General features: G+C 61.1%; 22 protein-coding genes and 1 pseudogene. 19 read left to right on the plus strand and 4 right to left on the minus strand.

The window, feature by feature from the left end; all coding sequences use genetic code 11:
• Positions 1–354: 354 nt before the first annotated feature.
• The 10 genes from IFT71_RS18665 to IFT71_RS18705 all read left to right on the plus strand — a co-directional run bounded on the left by IFT71_RS18665 (position 355) and on the right by IFT71_RS18705 (position 8,961).
• Positions 355–666 (plus strand): hypothetical protein, encoded by a 312-nt coding sequence (locus IFT71_RS18665; protein ID WP_244649245.1) that lies wholly within the window; start codon positions 355–357, stop codon positions 664–666.
• A gap of 231 nt (positions 667–897) precedes the next feature.
• The gene (locus IFT71_RS18670; RefSeq protein ID WP_192071720.1) at positions 898–1,389 is read left to right on the plus strand and encodes a LuxR C-terminal-related transcriptional regulator; all 492 of its coding nucleotides are present in this window, start codon (positions 898–900) and stop codon (positions 1,387–1,389) included.
• A gap of 27 nt (positions 1,390–1,416) precedes the next feature.
• Positions 1,417–1,695 carry a hypothetical protein gene (locus IFT71_RS18675; protein WP_244649247.1) on the plus strand — a complete coding sequence of 93 codons (279 nt, stop codon included), beginning with the start codon at positions 1,417–1,419 and terminating at the stop codon, positions 1,693–1,695.
• 112 nt (positions 1,696–1,807) lie between these two features.
• Positions 1,808–2,290 (plus strand): hypothetical protein, encoded by a 483-nt coding sequence (locus IFT71_RS18680; protein ID WP_192142812.1) that lies wholly within the window; start codon positions 1,808–1,810, stop codon positions 2,288–2,290.
• Positions 2,260–2,730, plus strand: coding sequence for a MarR family transcriptional regulator (locus tag IFT71_RS18685; protein ID WP_192142820.1), 471 nt, complete (start codon positions 2,260–2,262; stop codon positions 2,728–2,730). The genes IFT71_RS18680 and IFT71_RS18685 overlap by 31 nt, the downstream gene beginning before the upstream one ends.
• 679 nt (positions 2,731–3,409) lie before the next feature.
• Entirely contained in the window at positions 3,410–4,744 is a 1,335-nt protein-coding gene (gene repC, locus IFT71_RS18690; protein ID WP_192142822.1) for a plasmid replication protein RepC, read from the plus strand.
• Between the two features lie 265 nt (positions 4,745–5,009).
• Positions 5,010–5,912, plus strand: a complete 903-nt coding sequence (locus IFT71_RS18695) for a replication initiator protein A (RefSeq protein ID WP_031393304.1) — start codon at positions 5,010–5,012, stop codon at positions 5,910–5,912.
• 177 nt (positions 5,913–6,089) lie between these two features.
• On the plus strand, positions 6,090–6,872 hold the full coding sequence (locus IFT71_RS21610) for a hypothetical protein (RefSeq protein ID WP_244655047.1): 783 nt from the start codon (positions 6,090–6,092) through the stop codon (positions 6,870–6,872).
• Entirely contained in the window at positions 6,862–7,665 is an 804-nt protein-coding gene (locus IFT71_RS22030; RefSeq protein WP_446740773.1) for a strawberry notch-like NTP hydrolase domain-containing protein, read from the plus strand. The genes IFT71_RS21610 and IFT71_RS22030 overlap by 11 nt, the downstream gene beginning before the upstream one ends.
• Before the next feature lie 885 nt (positions 7,666–8,550).
• On the plus strand, positions 8,551–8,961 hold the full coding sequence (locus IFT71_RS18705; protein WP_192071724.1) for a single-stranded DNA-binding protein: 411 nt from the start codon (positions 8,551–8,553) through the stop codon (positions 8,959–8,961).
• Between the two features lie 94 nt (positions 8,962–9,055).
• Here the strand turns inward: IFT71_RS18705 and IFT71_RS21620 are convergent, their stop codons facing one another.
• Positions 9,056–9,508 carry a response regulator gene (locus IFT71_RS21620; protein WP_342212699.1) on the minus strand — a complete coding sequence of 151 codons (453 nt, stop codon included), beginning with the start codon at positions 9,506–9,508 and terminating at the stop codon, positions 9,056–9,058.
• A gap of 550 nt (positions 9,509–10,058) precedes the next feature.
• Between IFT71_RS21620 and IFT71_RS18715 the strand changes: the two genes are divergently transcribed.
• Positions 10,059–10,223: a hypothetical protein gene (locus IFT71_RS18715; protein WP_192099366.1), complete on the plus strand. Its 165-nt coding sequence runs from the start codon at positions 10,059–10,061 to the stop codon at positions 10,221–10,223.
• A gap of 193 nt (positions 10,224–10,416) precedes the next feature.
• Here IFT71_RS18715 and IFT71_RS21625 read toward each other — a convergent pair whose 3' ends face one another.
• Positions 10,417–10,605 carry a hypothetical protein gene (locus tag IFT71_RS21625; protein ID WP_244655048.1) on the minus strand — a complete coding sequence of 63 codons (189 nt, stop codon included), beginning with the start codon at positions 10,603–10,605 and terminating at the stop codon, positions 10,417–10,419.
• Positions 10,606–11,104: 499 nt separating this feature from the next.
• Here IFT71_RS21625 and IFT71_RS21915 point away from each other — a divergent pair.
• Together IFT71_RS21915 and IFT71_RS18730 are read left to right on the plus strand one after the other, a co-directional pair.
• Positions 11,105–11,296 (plus strand): annotated as a pseudogene (locus IFT71_RS21915) (DUF3768 domain-containing protein); the annotation flags it as partial.
• A gap of 86 nt (positions 11,297–11,382) precedes the next feature.
• The gene (locus IFT71_RS18730; RefSeq protein WP_244649251.1) at positions 11,383–11,874 is read left to right on the plus strand and encodes a helix-turn-helix domain-containing protein; all 492 of its coding nucleotides are present in this window, start codon (positions 11,383–11,385) and stop codon (positions 11,872–11,874) included.
• A gap of 526 nt (positions 11,875–12,400) precedes the next feature.
• On the opposite strand, the gene IFT71_RS18735 is transcribed toward IFT71_RS18730, so the two are convergent.
• Positions 12,401–13,150, minus strand: coding sequence for a hypothetical protein (locus IFT71_RS18735; RefSeq protein WP_192142826.1), 750 nt, complete (start codon positions 13,148–13,150; stop codon positions 12,401–12,403).
• 160 nt (positions 13,151–13,310) lie between these two features.
• On the opposite strand from IFT71_RS18735, the gene IFT71_RS18740 reads away from it, so the two are divergent.
• The 3 genes from IFT71_RS18740 (at position 13,311) to IFT71_RS18750 (ending at position 15,506) form a co-directional block, all read left to right on the plus strand.
• Positions 13,311–14,156, plus strand: a complete 846-nt coding sequence (locus IFT71_RS18740) for a DUF932 domain-containing protein (RefSeq protein WP_192142828.1) — start codon at positions 13,311–13,313, stop codon at positions 14,154–14,156.
• Positions 14,157–14,592: 436 nt separating this feature from the next.
• Positions 14,593–15,162, plus strand: a complete 570-nt coding sequence (locus IFT71_RS18745; protein ID WP_192099419.1) for a recombinase family protein — start codon at positions 14,593–14,595, stop codon at positions 15,160–15,162.
• A complete protein-coding gene (locus tag IFT71_RS18750; RefSeq protein ID WP_192071732.1) occupies positions 15,159–15,506 on the plus strand; it encodes a hypothetical protein in 348 nt (115 codons plus the stop codon). Before IFT71_RS18745 ends, IFT71_RS18750 begins: the two co-directional genes overlap by 4 nt.
• Here IFT71_RS18750 and IFT71_RS18755 read toward each other — a convergent pair.
• Positions 15,503–15,697, minus strand: coding sequence for a hypothetical protein (locus tag IFT71_RS18755; protein WP_010218566.1), 195 nt, complete (start codon positions 15,695–15,697; stop codon positions 15,503–15,505). The genes IFT71_RS18750 and IFT71_RS18755 overlap by 4 nt on opposite strands.
• 124 nt (positions 15,698–15,821) lie before the next feature.
• Between IFT71_RS18755 and IFT71_RS18760 the strand changes: the two genes are divergently transcribed.
• The 3 genes from IFT71_RS18760 to IFT71_RS18770 are packed head-to-tail and all read left to right on the plus strand — an operon-like array spanning position 15,822 to position 17,955.
• Positions 15,822–16,037, plus strand: coding sequence for a hypothetical protein (locus IFT71_RS18760; protein ID WP_138995683.1), 216 nt, complete (start codon positions 15,822–15,824; stop codon positions 16,035–16,037).
• A gap of 29 nt (positions 16,038–16,066) precedes the next feature.
• Complete coding sequence (locus IFT71_RS18765) at positions 16,067–16,837, plus strand: ParA family protein (RefSeq protein ID WP_192071733.1); 771 nt, start codon at positions 16,067–16,069, stop codon at positions 16,835–16,837.
• Positions 16,837–17,955 carry a ParB/RepB/Spo0J family partition protein gene (locus IFT71_RS18770; protein ID WP_192142830.1) on the plus strand — a complete coding sequence of 373 codons (1,119 nt, stop codon included), beginning with the start codon at positions 16,837–16,839 and terminating at the stop codon, positions 17,953–17,955. The genes IFT71_RS18765 and IFT71_RS18770 overlap by 1 nt, the downstream gene beginning before the upstream one ends.
• The last annotated feature ends 312 nt before the right edge of the window (positions 17,956–18,267 follow it).

Here is an 18,267-nt window from a genome sequence, read left to right on the forward strand (position 1 = left end):
ATTGATACGTTGATCGCCGGGGCGATCTCCCGCGCCCCGATCGAGCGACGAGCGCGCCGTCCGCCATATTGCTCCGTCGACGAGCGCGATGCCTGCTTCCAGGATGCTGCGGTCCGCTTAGCTTTGCAATGACAGCGTGTTTTCGCCTGAGCCTTGTACCATAGCGGCGTGGCTTGAACACCATCCTTGGCCCGCAAGTGCGGTCGAATGCTGGGTCCCCGACTTCCGTCGGGCGGCCCGCAAGATACATGACCTTGCTACGGCTTGTCGGTGCGGGGAATACGTGGGGCGTGGTTACCAGTGTTGCCGCGTGTTCAACCGTCCCGGCTACCGGCGGTTGATGGAACGCGCGCCATGTCCTTGATCAAAAGTTTGCTCACGAGGTTCCGCCGGCGCCAAAGCCCTTCGAAGGATTTCTCGAACAGTGGTTCGGGAATGCTTCAGATCGAAGCGCTGGTGCAGGCACATGGCGACTGGCTCGCGCTGCTGGCCACAATACTGGAACGCGAACGCGTAATCACAGGTGCCGAACTCGCCCGCACCCTGTCCGAGTTTGCCGCGTATACAGCCGACGATCGCCCGGTGGAGGGGCAGATCCTTTCCTTCTGGGCTTCCCGCTTGAACGACACAGCGGCAACCGTCTGCATATTCTCTTCCGTCCATTAGCTCTATTATTCATGCTGAGTGGCGATCGCAGTTGATCGCTACGCTGGTCTTGGCTTCAGCCTGCGTCGAAAGTGAGAAAGCGGCGAGGCGTCGTGGGCTCTGGAACGTGCCCGGTCCGTCGCGTTCGAGCGACGTTTGAACCTTGTGATGTGGATTTGATAGACGGGCCCCGTCAGGAGTCATCGCAGACATGGAGCCGAATCATTCCGGGTTGCGAGTATTTTCACGAGCATGCTGACGATCGAACCGGGCAAACGTCCTGCCCAACGGACGCCTCCAACACCGACGCCGGGTGTAAGCACACCGGAGCGCGTTGCTCTGCTGACCGATCGTCAGCGGTCTTATCTCCGCCTGGTGCTTCAGAACCGCAGCTCGAAGGAGATCGCGGCAGCCACGGGTAGCAGCCACCGGGCGGTCGATAAGCAGCTGTTAAAGGCAAATAATATCCTCGGCGTGCCGACCCGTTATGATGCCGCGCGGCTCCTGGCGGAGTACGACGGAGGGGTAGAGCCTTTACCCCCTGCAAACGACCTACCTTCCGCGCCACCAACTTTACCGCTTCCCCTCCCGTTGCCGACCGCTGGGGCGGCAGCGAATATGCTCACCTGGAAGCAGGTTGCCTTCTGGACCGCGATCATCTCGATCGTGACCCCCTTGGGCCTAACTGCGGCCGGCATGGCGATCGTAACGCTGCTTCTCCTGCTTGGATTGAAACCACTGTGATGGGCGCTCGGTGCCCAAGGAGGCCTTATGCAATCACTTTCCGACACAAGCCGGATCGTCGCGGACGACCTGCGCCGAGCGGAGCGATCGATCACTCTAGCCACACGTGATACGGCGCAATTTCTACTGACCATACTCGAGGCGACGGAGGCCCACAGCTTATCTGCCGCGATGACGCAGCAAACGGTAAAGGCGACGGTCGCGGCACTGTCGGCCCTCGTTGATGTTCAGGATCAGCTGGCAATGCGAGCACATCTGTCTGTCGAGAAGGTCGGTCGCCAACTGGGCCTGACAGAAACGAACTGAGGCGAGAACTTGCCGAAGCCGCCATCTGTTTCGATCAAGGAGATCGACGTTCCGCGGATTGCGGAGGCTACGTCACCGCGGGGGTAACGGCGGGTAGGCCGCGAGAAATCCTATGAGCGCCCAGATAATCCTCGCGGTCATCTTTAACGTCGTCATGTTCGGCGTGCTGCTCTTCGCGGCACTCAGAGGGGGCAGGCCGGAACGATTGGGGGCGCTCATCAACATGGCGGGGTTCGCCACCACTACTGCTATTCGATTGATCGCGGCGAAAGAAGGCTGGGCCTTGGGTGAGGTATTGATCCTGGTGATTGATGCGGGCGTCGCTGCGGGCTTCTACTGGCTGGGCGTAACGACGATCCGCTTCTGGCCAATTTGGGCAACAGGTTTTGCAGTAGCCGACCTCTTCATGAGCATCTTCGGCGCTCTGCTGCCCGGTGTGCCACTCTTTGCCTACCATACAGGCCTTGGGATCTACGCTTATCTCGCGCTTGGCACGCTTGCGCTCGGCACGCTCCGCTTGCCGGCGAACGCCGAGCCCCACATCCGAAACGGATCGAGACGATTATGGGTGCAGCATCTGAACGAGATGACCTGATCGACGTCGTTGTGCGGCTGCCGCGCAAGGCGATAGAGGAGACGTTGCTGTCTATGCCGCCAGACGCGAGAGAGCTGTCCGAGCGCAGGCTTGCCGAGGCTAGGGCGGTGTTGGTCGGCCGGCGCCGGCGGGCGACCCACTTCAACGGGGTCCGCTTCTATGATCCGAGCTGGGACATGTTCCTGGAACTTTACGTAGCCGCATGCGAGCGACGCCGCATCGCTGTGTCCCAGCTATGTAAGCTGAGCGGAGGCTCGACGACCACCGCTTTGCGCCACATCGAGCATCTCGAGGCGCTTGGATACATAGTCAGACAAACGGATCCCGAAGACGGACGCGGCCTGATCGTCGGTACGCTCACTCCCCTTCTTGTCGCTTCGGAGCAGTGGCTCGATCTTCAAATTGCCGAGTTCCGAATACAGGATCGGAGATCGGGCTGACGATGTCTACGGGTCACACTAGACTCCGGTCTTTCAGCCACCAGTGACATATCGAATGCCCGAAAACGTCCAACTCGCTCCCCTGCTTGGACAAACGGCATCAGCCAATTTCGAGCCTGAACTTGCAGTCTCTCGCTGACTCAATTGCCATTTGCCTGCCACGCCTACCCGGCGCGCCGATGAGGAGGCTGCTCTACGTCTGCGCAACATGTCACGTAAGACTGCCGAAACGCCCGATTCTCACGCCGTTACCGAAAGCACGAGCGAGTGCGCGACGGCGTTACCGATAGCACGTGCCTCTGGGGACAGCGTTATCGATAGCACGAGCGAAGATCGACACGTCGTTACTGATAGCACGTGATTATCACCCATTCCGTTACTGATAGCACGATTCATCGCGCACGACCGACCCGCCAGTGATGCTTAACAATCGATGCTGTGGATCAGCTCGACGCTGACCTCCGCCGTCCACTCGGGCGCGCGTCACAACGATCAAGGGGGACGCTGTGCAGATATGAAAAACCCGGCACGAGGCCGGGCTTTTCGGGACGCCTGCTAGGGCGGATGTGAGAAACCTCACTTTAGCTGGCTTCCTTTCCTATTGCTACCCCAAAGCGTCGATCGTGGCGCCACGGTGTCGCTTTGTCTGCACGGGCTCCCCTCCCAGGGAGAACGAACAATGGCTACTGCCCATAGCCCCGGCCGGGGACTGCGCCGGTTTGACGAGCATGCCGCCAAGGCGACGAAACTTGCCGAGCAATTTTGCGGTCTTGAAACTGGAATGGCACCTTCCAAAGCGCTTGCGGCGCTCAAACGAGCGGCTCCTTACATAGGCGTGCCCCTGCGCGTGGTTTCCGTCATCGATCTCCTGTTTGCCTGGACGAAGCCGCAGGACTGGCAGGGTGGACAAATCCCCGTCGTTTGGCCGTCGAACGACCTGCTCGCGCAAAAGCTGGGCGTAACCGTCCGACAGGTTCAAAAGCTCTTAAATCAGGCACAGGCCTTCGGTCTGGTCAGCTTTCGGGATAGTCCGAACGGTCATCGTGGTGGACGCCGCGGGGCCGACGGCTTCATCACATGGGGCTACGGCATCGTCCTCGCTCCGATCGGCACTAGGCTTCAAGAATTTGCTGCCCGCGCGGCCAAGGGAGCCGCAGAGGACGCGGCACTGACAGTGCTCCGCAAACGCCTTGCCGCTGCCCGCAGGAATATCAGGGCTCTGGCCCAAACGGTATTCGATGCCGATCTTCACGATTTAAAGGCGGGTGACGATCTCGCGTTGGCGTTGATGGCCACCGACCAGATGCGTTGCGTCCGCGATGTCGGCCTTCTGACGGCCTGTGTGGAGCAGATCGAAGAGCGTGCGCGTCGTTTAGCCGGGGCTGTTTCGGCCGAGATCGCTGTCCCCAGTACCGGTAGCGATCAGGATGATAGTTCATGCTGGGATGGACCTAGGGACATCCACTCTACAACTACAAACCAACTCCAATCTGCTAAAGCAGATACCAGTAGCGGCTTGGCGGAAAAAAGTAGTGGAAATGGGGACGCCCTCTCCTCTCAACCTCAAACTGCAGTCGACGACGATCTGGAGAAACACGGTGTCGATCCGGAATTCATGATGTCGATCGCGCCGGAGCTCTGTTCCGGTCTGCTCCACCGCGATGGATCGTGGGGCGAGGTGGTCGCCACCGCGGAGCGTCTTGCGGGACAGTCGGGGATCAGCAATCACGCGTTCAAGGAAGCCTGTCGCATCATGGGCCAGCGAGGTGCCGCTGCCTCCGTCATCGCCACGATCCAGAAATACCGGCGCGGCGAGGTTCAGCGGCCCGGCGCGTATCTCCGCGGAATGAGCAGCAAGGCTGACAAGGGCGAATTGAACCTTGGGCGGACGCTCCACGGCCTCAAGGACACGAGCCGCACGGTCGCCATGCGGGGGATGTCCGATGGGACCGACGCGACGCCGATCGGGAGCCTGATGTCGCGGCTGGTTTCCCGGGGGGCTGAACTGCGATGACAGGATTTCGTCACCTTCTCAAAGACCTGGAACTCGTACTGCACACCGGGTCTCCGAATGAGGTTCACGGCGTTACCGATAGCACGAGTCTCGACCGGGTTTGCGGTGGCCCGTACCTATCAAAATGTGAAACACACCCCGATTTACCGGCTAAATCGCTCCAAATCCTCGTGCTATCGATAACGCGGTCGCTTATCCGACTGCAGGTTTGCGGCCGATCCGCTATAAGCGGCCTTGCTAAGTGAAGCTGGTGGGAGCCCCGACGATGGATTCGCGAGAAGTCGCTCTCTCCCAGGGCAAGCTGTTCGACTATCTCGACAGCCCGCTGCACGGCAAAGTCCGCGGCGAGCAGAGCATCATGGACTTTCCACTATTCTCGTTAGCGAAGCGGCCTCAGATGGAGGCCATGACCTACGAGATGGACGGCGTCAAAATCGAGATCAAGCCCAGTTCGAGCGGTATCGCGACGATGTGGGATAAAGAAGTCCTGATCTACGTCCTGTCGTTGATGGTGCAGCATATTGGCCGGACCGGGGGTGAAGTACAGAACGTCTTTACCTTCAATGCACACGACTTCTTCCGGGCGACCGGCGTCGGTCGCCCATCGAAGCGTGATTACGATCGCTTCATCGAAGCACTCGGTCGTTTACAGGGCACGCAAATCCGAACAAACATTAAAACTGGCACCGTGGGGACGAAGGGCTTCTTCTCATGGTTCGCGGAGGCGCAGGCGACAACTCGCGAAACAGCGAGCGGCGTCGATCAACTCATGCCGGTCCGCGTCCAGCTCTGTGACTGGCTCGTCCGCGCGGTTTCGCGTGACAGTCGTATCTATGACTACCACAACGACTATTTTCGTCTTGGCTCGATTGAACGACGCCTTTATGAATTGGCGCACTGCTATTGTCGTGATGAAGAATATGAAATGCCTCTGGAGATGCTGGGTGCGAAAATCGGCTCCACGTCGCCGCTACGCACGTTGAAAAGTCAGCTGAAGAAGATTGCGGCCGACAATAAGATGCCGAGCTACTCAATTGAAGTGCGCGAAGTTGTTCCGGAGGTCCCTGCGCGGGATAAACTAGGACGACGGGTCGGGAAGCCAGAAACGGTCGTTGTAATGAGGCCCAAGGATCGGTCGACAGGCGGTCGGGCTACGTTGGCCGCGTGATATCGATCCATATGCCTGACATCCTGCGCGACTAGCCGCGGCCGACGCCGCCCGACCGGCTTTGGAAGATGGCTTCGCGGTCGCGATGCTTTGTCGGGCACAAGGTGTTCAGAGGAGAGGGAGCCTTCGGCTTGTTGATTCGGTGATGATCACCGGACGACTTAACCGAGGCCCTCGATGCGAACCTCAGACGCAGCTCTCAAACTCGATTTCACCGAACCGTCAGTCACCGCTGCCAAGGCCGTCGCCGAAACCATTGCCAAGAATGGATCGCTCCAGCGCGACATGCTGTGTGGGTCATGGAGCAAGCCTATGGCGCTTCGACTGCAGATGGTCGCTGGTCGCTGGTCGCTCCGCGACATGCTCGAACTCGTCGAAGTCATGTACTTCGCAAAAGCAGGCCTTCCCGCCGATCCTGGCGCTTGTGTCGCTGCACTTACCGAACTGGTCGCCAATCTGCCGACCCACACTGTTCGCAGCGAAGAGCAGATTGAGCTCCAGCAATTCTCGACACCGGCGCCCATCGGGTACCTCGCCGCGCTCGCTGCGCGCATCGCGCCCACGGACCTGGTGCTCGAGCCATCTGCCGGCACTGGTCTCCTCGCTGAGTTCGCCTCCCGCGCCAATGCTCGCCTAGTCCTGAACGAGATCGATCCGGCTCGCGCCGAGATGCTCGCAGCCGACTCCCCCGGGGCTGCCGTCACGCGGCACGACGCCGAGCTGATTCACGACCTGCTGGCGCCGAGCATCCGGCCTTACGGCCGTTCTTATCAATCCGCCTTTATCGCGCAGCATCGGTCGTCACGCCGACCGCCAAACAGCGTTCCGGCATCTTCGCACCGCTTTGATGCGTCTGGGCACGGGAGGCCGCTGCGCCGCCATCTTGCCCGACCGCGTCGAGACGTCGAGTCGCGCGTGAGCGAAGGCGACCGAGGGTTGTACGCTGACGTTGCACCTTGAACTGCCGGCGAATGCCTATGCCAAGCATGCCACCAGCCAACCTGTGAAGATCATGGTGCTGGAAAAGGTGACCGGCACGCCTGCCGAGATGATCCGCTGCACGACGCTCGCCGATGCGCCCGCGGCGATCACCGCCAAGACCGCTCCGTCTGTGTCCGCGTCTGTCCCGCGCACGGCCTCGCTGCTCATCCGCCCCCGCGGGCGCAGCTCGCGTTTTGGCGGCTTGGCGAGCAAACCGCGGCTGAGCGCACCACCCGCAAAAGGCGCGCTGTCGCAGACCGCAACGCCGATCGATTACACCGTGTTTGTCAAGCCACTTCCGACGGGGGAGTCTGTCGGTGTGTACCTGCCCTATCGGCCAAGCCGTATCGCGATCGGTTGCGCGTCGGCGCATCCAACCGCGCTGGTAGAATCGATCGCGATGGCTTCGATCACAGCGCCGCGGCCAATCTATGTTCCGACCCTGCCCCAGGCTGTCGTCTACGCGAAGGCGCTCTCCGACGCACAGCTCGAGACGCTGATTTATGCCGGCGACGCGTTTGGGCGTAACCTACTCGGCCTGTTCAAATCCGTCGAGGAAGGTCTCTCAATCGCTTCTCCGAGGATGGCCGTCCGTACCGGACCGGCTTCTTCCTCGGTGACGGCACCGGCGCCGGCAAGGGTCGCCAGGTCGCCGCGATCATCTTGGATCAATGATTGCGCGGTCGCCGCAAGCAACCTCGGCGCTCCTCGCGCGAGCGGCAAGAGGCTTTGCGTCACCGTCGCCGGCTTCGGCCCCCCGCCTGCATGGTGAGGACGCGGATCGCGCTGTCGAGGCCATGATCGGTCGTGCACGCTCCCAAGGCGAACAGCCGAGCGGTGATGACTGGTTCCTAAGGGGCAAGCTCGCGATGGTTGGTGGCGAATAGTGTAACGACCAGCGCGCTATGCCGCTTCGCTCCACCGAGTTCCTAGCCGGTCTTGGCCCGTCCGGGTGACGATCGACTGACGGGGGCTTATCGCGCCCAGATCGCGATTCCGACGCGGAGCGGTTCCGTGGGGCGAGGCCGGAGTCTGCCCCGCGCCGTGTGCTTCTCGTTCAGGCCGCACGCTAACTCACAGCGATGGCCTTTGCGCCGGCTTCGCCGCGGTGTGCCAGGCGGGACGCACTACCGGCAGGCACGTCAGCCGCGCTTGGTTCCTGCAGTCCGGGCGGGATGCTGCGAAGCACGAACCGTCCCATCGTCATCTCGACATGCTCGGCGCGCGCGCGCCGTGTCAGCGAAAGCCGCACCAAGGTCCACGCCGCAACCATCATCCTTCACCACAGACACCGGCGCAGGGCGCGAGCACCAGCGAGGGAGAGTGTCAGAGCCGCCCGGGATAACAGGATTGAGGCAGAGTGGCACTTCCGGACGAGTAACGCGACAAAGACGTACTGCTTCACGGTTCCATGACCGCTGCCCGCCGGGCGGTCCATCCCCTCTCTTTCCTGAACGACCTAATTCGGCCGTCCACCCCCTCCAACCCGCGATCATTCGGGCCGAGTTGCCGTGTGCCACGGCTGCCCGCACCACCCCTTTGATCGGGGTTCCCCTGCGCGTCTACGCGCTTGCGGTGGAGGGGGCGTCCTGGCCGTCTTTTTTGGTGCTCAGTCGAGGGGACGGACCCCCCGGCGAGTAAAAAAAGGAACTTCGAAATGCAGAACCTCGTCATCCTCACCGGCAACGTCGGCGCCACGCCTGAAGTCCGCACCACCCAGGGCGGCACCAAGATCACCAACTTCTCCCTCGCCACCTCGCGTCCCAAGCGTGACCAGGACGGCAAGACCATGAAGGATGGCGAAGTTTGCCGAGTCGAGGACACCGAATGGCACCGGATCACCTGCTTCAGCGGCGTCGGCCAGACCGTCGCGCAGTATGTCGAGAAGGGCCAGAAGGTCATGGTCCGGGGCCGCATCCACTACACCCGCTGGACCGACGACCAGAATATCGAGCGCTACTGTGTCGAGATCATCGCCGACGAAGTGACCTTCCTCTCCTACGGCAAGAACCGCCAGGAACGCCAAGGCGCCGCGCAGGAAAATGAGGCCGATGACGTCCCCTTCTGAGGGAGGCAGTACGGGCCCGGAGCTGACGCTCCGGGTCTCTTATCGCGTTCATTGGCGATCAGGACCGTAAGGTCACAAGTTCAGGAAAACTCAGCTAAACCGCCCGCTTGAGCTGCTCGGGTTGCTTGTTGTCCGGTAGCGTCTGCCTAAGATGTCGGTGAACCATGCGATCGGTGAACGGTTTGCCGATAAACGTAGCCTTGTCGGGCATGACCCCCGGACCCGGACCCGGACCCGGACCCGGACCCGGACCCGGACCCGGACCCGGACCCGGCTTCCGGTTGCCGCTTGCGATCACGATTTCAATCCCGTGCCAATGGTGGGCAACGTGATGGGCTAGCGCAAACCCGTCGGTGTCGCCGGGCATCTCCACGTCGGACAACAGGAGCATCACATTGTCGGCATGATCGCCCAGGAGGGTCTTCGCCTCATCCCCCGTACCCGCCTTGTGAAAGCGAAACCCGGCGGCCACGAGAGCGTCGGACGCGTGCATCAGGATAAGCGGATCATCATCGACTACCAAGGCATAAGCGACGGTAGAGATCACCTTCCGATCTGAAGCCTCGTTATAAAATCTGGTTGCCGTTGTTGGCGTTTCGAAATGAGATGGCGTCTCCCGGCGAAGCCGGGACCGTCGCTCTATTCCGCTTCGCTTCACCGATGCCGTAGCCGGTCTCGGCCCTTTCGGGTGACGATCGACTGACGGACGCACAGCGCGGAAACGTCTTTCCGGAAAGCGGCAACTTCCTTCCATCCTGGCCCGGCCGGGGCTGCACCGCCGCGCAGCGCACTGTCCCCGTCGACATCGGGGCGCAGAGAGGGGCACGGACTGGGCAGGTGTCCACCGCGCCTGCGAGGGGCGCGTTACTGGCAAAGCAACGCTGAGCACGACGTTCCCGGCAGGCGGGCTTCCCCCCCGCTTTTGAGGCGCAATCCTTGGGCCGCCTCAGGGCCCTGTACGATCAACCCGCAAGGGGTCCGGGCGCTTTGCTACGGCTTTCTTGCCTGCGGCAACAAAGTGATCGCGGCCCTTCCCCGTCCTGTCGGGCGCCTGTCGAGCGGGGATGAACCCCGTCGGCTTCACAGGAGCCTCGGACATGTTCAACGATATCTGGATCGCCCGCAAAAACGCCATGTGCCTAGCAAGAACCCTCATGGTGGCAACCATCGTCATCGCCGTCGGCACGGGGTACGTCGTCATCACCGCCGAAGATCACGACAGCTCGCTCACGATCGTCAACGAATACGACCCTTACGCCTAAGCCTCCCGGGGGCTTCGGCCCCCCTCCCCTCCCCGCTCGTCAACCGTGAAGGCGCCGGAGCGGGCATCGAGCCCGCCCCGGCCCCGCTGCGCAAGCACGGCAGCGCCGCTGGACGACGCGCTTCTGCCCCCTTCTACCCACCGCTTGGGTGCGGGATCCAAATTCAGGCGGTATCTCTTCCGAAGGCGGGCAATCAGCTCCACGCCGTCCGGACAGGCGGCAGTTCCTCGAACACCTTCATCAGCCGCGGGTCGCGCAGGAGCGTCACCCATTCGCGGCCATAGGTTCGCGACACCAGATAGAAGGTAGACCCTTCGCACTCGACCATCCGACAGCGCTCCAGCTTGTCGACCAGCGAATAGTCGGAGCCGCGGCGTGCCACGATGTCTTCCAGCTCGGCCCGCATTAGCGTCCCGCATTTGCAGCACCGGGTCCGGACCAACGCCTTCATCCGGAGCATATCGCCAGCGCTGTCCATCCAGCGGGGCCACAGGGCAACGATGTCGGCAGCCGTTTCCATGATCAAACGATACGCCGCGATCGGCGTGGTCGTCCAGCATCAGCATGGACCTGAAGTCTTCCCGTGTCGACGATCCGCGCGGCATTTCGGGCTCGTACGTCCTGGCCGGGGCGCTCCCCCGCGCAAGCCCGCCAGCGGGCTTCTCCACTCCGTTTCGACCCTATGGGTGCGCGAGCGACCTGTGCCCCGGCCGTCCTGTCGCCTGTCGAAAGGCCCCGATCGTCGGGGTCAATGGCAGGAGACCATCATGGCCGAGCAAACGCCCCAATCAAACCACGCCAAGGGTGGCGCAGCGGAGATCGCCCGCCTCAACGACTGGCTGCGCGAGCATCTCACCGTCCCGGGCAACAACCGTATCGTGATGACCAGCGGGATCGCAGATCTGATCGGCGACGTCACTCTTTTCCGAAACTTCCGCAAGCGGGCGGAACTGCTCCGAGAGGTTCGCGACTTCGATGGCTTTGACGACGCCATCGACCCGTATGGCGAGCACGACCTGGGCCGGTTCCGGTTTGAAGGCACCGACTGCTACTGGAAGATCGACTATTACAATCACGACCTGAGCGCGGGTTCAGAGGATCCGGCCGATCCCTTCAAAACGACGCGCGTCCTGTCCCAGCCCTATCGAGGGGATGGACGATGGAAGCATTATCGATTGGCGAGATTGCGCGGAGCGCGATCGGCGGATGGAACTCCGCGCGTAAGCCTAAGCCGTCAGGTGCAGCGCATAGGACCGGCGCGCCGGTGCTGCGTAACAGCATCGAAGAAGGCACGTTCGAGGATATGTTTTTCGCGGTTCCCGCGAAGGGCGAAACCGACAAGACGTTGAAGGCAGCAAAGGAGCTTTGCGCGCGTCGTTCGGCAATCTGGGCGACGATCGGCCGCGAGGCGCGCAAGGCGTCGCGGATCGAGCGCGCTATCCTATCGCTCAACGGGAACGTGATCCTGATATTTGAGCGGATTCTAGAGCTGGCGCGGCTTAACGCAGGGCGGGTTTATCCGACCTATGAATGGTTGATGGAAAAGACGGGCATTAGCCGGGCAACGGTCGCGCGTGCATTGGGGATTTTGGAGGCAGTCGGCTTCATTGCCCGCAGCGCCGTTTCAAGCGGGTTGAGGTCGAGGGCATAGGGCCGCGGTACAAGCAAACGTCGAATGCCTATCGCACGATGCTGCCGGCGCGCGTCCTGGCCTATCTCCCGCGCTGGATGCGACCGGCGCCGGTCCCGATCGATCACGAGCAGCACCACGCCGACAGCGCGGCCGAGACGAAGGCTATGCTAGCCACCCTCTCCTGCCGCGACTTCGCGAAAGCCACAGTAGGCGGGCAGTTGGGGAAGATGCTGGAGAAATTTGGCGCGGCGATCGATCGGAAAGACAGCGAGTCTCAATTACAGACGCAACCGCTAATAGATTCATTTAATCATAGCTCGGATGGAGTTGGCCTAGTCGGCCAACACGTTTTCGCCTGATGGCGGGAGGCGAGGAAGCCACTGGAAAGGATCTAGAACGGTTTCCTTGTGGATAGTGCGGGAGTGTCGGCTGCGCCGCCACGATGCTCCACGATGGAGCAAGCGGCTTTGTCAGCTTCCATTTGAGCGCGTTCGTCCCGTTGAAACGGTGCAAAGGGTCACGAACACGACGAGAGCGGCACCGACTATAGCAGGAACAGCGCCCGAGCGGCGCCGAACCCAGCGAGCGCCGCAATTCCATAGCCTAGCAGATTGAGGCGATAGCCAATCGTTCGCCAGCGGTCGCGGCGTTCGTTGAGCTGATCGCGCAGGACGGCGATCATCCGGCGATCGTCGTCGGCTTCTAGCATCCGATCAATCATCGCGGTTAAACCGGCCGTCAGGTCGACGCGGCGCACGTCTGCCAACAGCTCTTCCGGATATTGTTTGAGAGCGTCGACCGTCATCGGCTTAGACGGGAAATGGCGACCCCAGCCATCGGCCGGGCGATCCCAGGCGAAACCGAACCGACCATAGAACCGCGTCAGGCGGTCGAACTGCGCCGCAGTATCTGGACGAACTAGGGTTATGGGATCGACGGCCACGCCGGGGAAGGTGCGTTGCGCCCATGCGGTAACGACGTTGAACACGAGCGTTCCTATCCCCTGCGCTCGCAAACGGGGATGGATCACCTCGACAAAACCGTCTGTCAGCTTGACCCCGGAACCGGAGAAACGGCCGAGGCTAGTCATCACCAAGCGATGCCATCCTAGCCTCGTCACATCGACCACCCGCACTTTCAATTCGCGGTTTCTCCCGCCTTCCTCTTCTAGCGTGCCGATGGCGATCAGGCAGCCCGAGGGCTGCGTTCCTACCTCGAATAAGGACCAGCTATAGGGTTCGTCATGCTCCCCCAGCGTTGGAAACAAGGCAGCGAGTTCGGGCGTGAGCAGCATCTAAAAGCCTCCTAACCTCCCCAAAACAATACGATATCGAAAAATATTAGGCAATATGCAAAATCCCTATTGCATAGCAAATGATATCGTTTAATATCGTGAGTGGAAGGACTGCCTTCCCGCCGATTTGCAGCGGCGATCACCAACCGGAGACAGACCCATGAACGCCACCCTCGCAACCCGCTTCGCTCGCAACGCCCGCCAGATTCGCGGTTGGGAAGCACTCGACAACGACACGCTCCGCGCCCTCGTCCCCTCGATCTTCGCGGAAGAAGCGCACGACAGCCGTTCGCAGCGTTACGTTTATGTCCCGACGATCGAGCTGGTCGACGGCCTTCGCAAAGAGGGTTGGGCACCGTTTTTCGCGGCACAGTCGAAGCCCCGCGACCTGGGCCGCATGGCGCATACGAAGCACATGCTTCGCCTCCGTCGTCCCGACGATATCGGCAACGCCGAGGCCGCAGAGGTCATCATCGTCAACAGCCATGACGGCACGAGCGCTTATCAGATGTTCGCCGGGATGCTGCGTTTCGTCTGCACCAACGGCATGATTTGCGGCGATCAGTTTCAGGAGGTCCGCGTTCCCCACAAGGGCAACATTCAGGATCAGATCATCGAAGGCGCGTACACCATCGCCAAGGACTTCCCGCGCATCATCGACGCCACGGCCGAAATGAAGGGAACGCGCCTTAGCGAGGCCGAGCAGCGCGTTTTCGGTGAGGCGGCATTGATCGCCCGCTACGGCGACGACGAAAGCCCCATCCGTCCCGACCAGATCATTCAGCCGCGCCGTTCGGCCGATGTGGGCGGCAGTGTCTGGAGCACGTTTAACGTCATTCAGGAGAACGTCATTCGTGGCGGCGTGCACGGGATGAAGCGCACCGACGAGGGCCGCATTCGCCGCAGCAAGTCGCGCGCGATCAACGGCATTGACCAGAATGTCAGCCTCAATCGGGCCATGTGGACACTGGCCGAGGGGATGCAGCGCCTAAAGGCCGCAGCCTAACAAAGGTGGGGGGACGGCATTGCAGCGCCGCCCCCCCGGTTTTGCCGACAATCGGAGACAGACCCCAAGCCGACGCGCGCCCCCTAACAGGGTCGCGTCGTGCCGTCACGGAGACAGACCCATGACGACCGTTGCACAAACCCGCTGGCGTCACCTGGCCCCAGCCCGCGCCGCTCTTTCCTTCGTCAACTGGCTGGACGCCAACACGTATCCGCCTTGCCGCGTATGCGTCGCGCACGAGCTGCGCCGCGCCGCTGGCATCCGAAACCGGAGGTTTGCACGATGACCGTTCCCGCATGGCGCGGCGCGATTATCGGGAAGGCCGATAATCGCGCGCATCGCTTCGCGATGCAGAAATCAACAATTTTGCATCATTTCAAAAACGGCTGTTTTCCGCGGCCTTCCGCTATGCACATTTCTGATACAAAAGAGGGCCATGATTTTGGGCTATGCGCGCGTCTCGACAGGGGGACAGGATTTGACCCAGCAAGCGGAGGCGCTTCGCGCCGCTGGTTGTCAGAAGATTATTCGCGAGACGCGCAGCGCCGGCGCCAACGCCGACCGGCCGAAATTACGGCAAGCGTTGAAGTCGCTGGAACCGGGCGACGTGCTGGTGGTGACGGCAATCGACAGGCTTGCACGCGACACGCGCGACCTTTTGAATATCTTGCACGAGGTCAAACTATCGGAAGCGGCTTTCCGATCGATCGCGGAGCCGTTGGTAGATACGTCGTCGGAGCTGGCCGAGGTAGTGATTGCCGTTCTCGGGATCGCAGCCAAATGGGAGCGAGGCCGGATCATCGCACGGACAACGGCGGGACGGGTTCAGGCGAAGGCGGCAGGGATCAAGTTCGGTCGCAAGCCGACACTCACACCCCACCAAATACGCGAGGCATCTGCACGCGTCGCAAGCGGCGAGACACAACGCAACGTCGCGCGATCCTTCAACGTGAGCCAAGCCACAATTTCGCGGATCGTGACGCGGACCGAGGAACAGCAAATATGAGCCGGTACGATTTTGAGGGGAACGGCGCGCGCCTCGCGATCGGATGGGACGCGCCGCTTGCGTCGTTCTTTCTGACCGTCTGGACGGACGCCCTGCAGGACGGTTCGGAAGACGAGCCGCCTTTGATTTGGTTAGGTGCGTCCTATGCCGAGGTCAGTCATCCCGGCGTATTGGTGACGATCGCGAAGCGTCACGTTCCGGAGATCCCGGCCGACCTGGCGCGAACGCTTATGGTCGACCAACTCAAGGCCCCTGCCCGGCCGCTTGCGGCTGGCAACTCGACAATGGACCGCCTCTTAAACACGTTGACCGGCCAACCGCCGATCAACCCGACAGCGCACTAGTCCTTATGTTCGGTATAGCCCTCTTGCTTCGCCAGCGCGTCAACAGCGCGCTCGATCGCCGTCACAAGCGACCAGCCCTTTTCTTCGCGGATACGCTGCAACAGTTCGTGCTTATCGGCCGCGAGACGGGCGTAAACCGACCCCATCGCGCCACGAGAAGGCCGACCGCGCGGCTTTGCTTGATCGTCCATAATGCTCCTACACCGATCGCGTTTGACGATGGCAGGAGCGATCATAGGCGATTTAACGATATCGTGCTAGGGTGGCGTCATCGGATGACGTAAGCACCCCCGGCCGAGTAACGGAGGAACGATAATGCAAGAATTATGGGACGGCATTCGCGGTATTAGCGAAGCGATCGGCTACCTATTCATTGCAGGATTGATCCTTTGGGGACTGTTCGTGCGCGGATCGACGCCCTTCGGGCGCAATCGCGGAGCAGGACGCGGAGGGGAAGGCCCCTACCGTTACGATCAATCGGCCCAAGAACTTTATGACCGCAATCTCCGGAAGGGTCCGGACAACCATTGATCCCGGCATAGCCGGTGGAGGCTTGAGCCATGCAGACGATCGTAATCAACAACCAGAAGGGCGGCGTCGGGAAGACGTTGTTTTCCGTTCACCTTGCTTGGTTTCTGGCCGAGCTAAAGGCGAGTGTTCTGTTCATCGACCTAGACGGCCAAGCCAACTCCAGCACCGTTCTACAGGCTGAACGAAAGGGCGGCTATGCAGCCGACCTATTCGAGACGGGTAAGCTAGATCCTTTAACCGCTGAACCCGGCATCACCGTTCTAGCCAGCGACGGACGCCTAGACACCATCGAGGCGGCGGGTGCGGATGCGATGATTCCGCAGTTTGCGACGATCGCGGGCGCGTTTGACTTTTGTGTCGTCGACACCCCGCCCGCCTGGGGCTGGCGCAACTTCTCTGCAATGGCTGTGTGCGATCATGTAATTGCGCCCATCGAATTGAAGGACTTCGCCATAAGTGGCGTCGGCAAGCTATTACAGTCGATGAAGAATGTTCAGGACAAGGGTAGAAACGGGAAGCCCGTTAACTTCCTTGGTTTGCTCGCTTCGCGGTTCAACAGCCATTCTAACCGAGAGCGTGACAACCTCCAGACGCTTATAAACGCGCTTGGCTCTGATATGTTGTTTCCGGGTGTAATTACTAACCGAGACGGATACGAACAGGCCATGTCGGACGCCGTTCCAGTTTGGACAATCAAAACTTCCGGCGCGAAAGTAGCGGGCGCAGAAATCCGGAAGATACTTACGACGGTTTACGACCGGGTTGCACCTAAGCAACCCGAAACGACGGAGGCTAAGTAATGTCCAAATTTGGAAGCCTACTTGGCGACGTTGCATTTACGCTTAATTCTAACGCGAGCGCGGTTGCTATTCAGATGATCCCGCTCGATCGGATCACGAGCGACCCAAACAATCCCCGCAAGATTTTCGATCAGACGCAGCTTGAGGAAATGGCGCAGTCGATCAAAGAGCGCGGGATACTCCAGCCGATCACCGTTCGCCCGCTGGAAGGCGGAACGTCGTTTATGGTCCGCTATGGCGATCGGCGCTTTCGCGCCGCTCGAATAGCGGGGCTGACTGAAATCCGCGCGATCGTGACGACGGCCGATGTTTCCGAAGATGATTTGTTCGATCAGGTCATAGAGAACGACCAGCGCGCGCCGCTGACGACCGCCGAAATGGGCGAGGCGATCGGAGCCGCGTTGGCGCGGGGCGATAAGGCAGCGGACATAGCGAAGAAGCTAGGACGGCCGAAATCGGTAATCGCGGAATATTCCGCGTTGCAGGAAATGCCGCCGTTCCTTCGCGCCCTGGCCGACACGACCGCAATCCGAACGCTCTACGAGCTTTATCAAGGTTGGAAGGCAGACCCGGCAAAGGTCGAGGCGTTCGTTGCCGACAGTGACGGAACAGGCATTCGACGAGCTGCCGCGCGTGAGCTTGTACGCGGAGCAGACGCGGTAAATAAGCGCCCGGCACCAGCTCCAGCAGCTACCCCAAACGCCGATGAGCCACCCCTACCGCTGGAACCAGACGACAAAAGTTCGTCCGGACGAACTTCTGCCGACGATGAAAAAGGTTCGTCCGGACGAACTTCCGAGCCAGCTCCAAACGGATCGACAGCGACAGACCCACCGGCCGCGATGGGAAAAGACGCGGAAAACCTACCAGCTCCAGTAACGAAGCCCGTTGCGAAGAATGCGACACCAGCAACGCCAAAGGGTGAGGGAAAGCCCGCGCAATCCACGCCTGAAAAATCCCGTGCGGCTGACAGCAGCAAGCCAAGCCTTCCTGTCATGGTGTATGGGCGAGCAGCGAGGCTTATCATGCCGCCAGTTGTTCGCGTCGTGTTTGACGATGACGGAGCGGAAGAGTCCGTTGATCCAAACGACGTTAGCCTTTTGGCTTTCGGTTCATAAAGGGAGGGGGATGGCGTCTGCCGCTTCGCGGCACCGTTCATTCAGTCGCTACGCTCCCCAAGCCCCCAAGCGGGGTCTTGGCCCTTACGGGTTCCAATCACTGACGAAGAGGCGACGCGGAAGAGCGCCGCAGAAAGTGCCGGCGAAAGCCGGCGCGTAGTTTGTAGAAAGGGGGGAAAGGACGCACGCGCCCTCTCCCCCGCAACGACAATCTAGGGGACCGAGGCTCAGTCGCTAAAGCTCCCTGCGCCCGCACCACTCCCCTAGATTCTCGCTGCCCCCCTCTCCCCGTTAGATTCCACGATGAAGGAG

The organism is Sphingomonas sp. CFBP 13733 (genome assembly GCF_014841795.1).
Classification (GTDB): domain Bacteria; phylum Pseudomonadota; class Alphaproteobacteria; order Sphingomonadales; family Sphingomonadaceae; genus Sphingomonas; species Sphingomonas aerolata.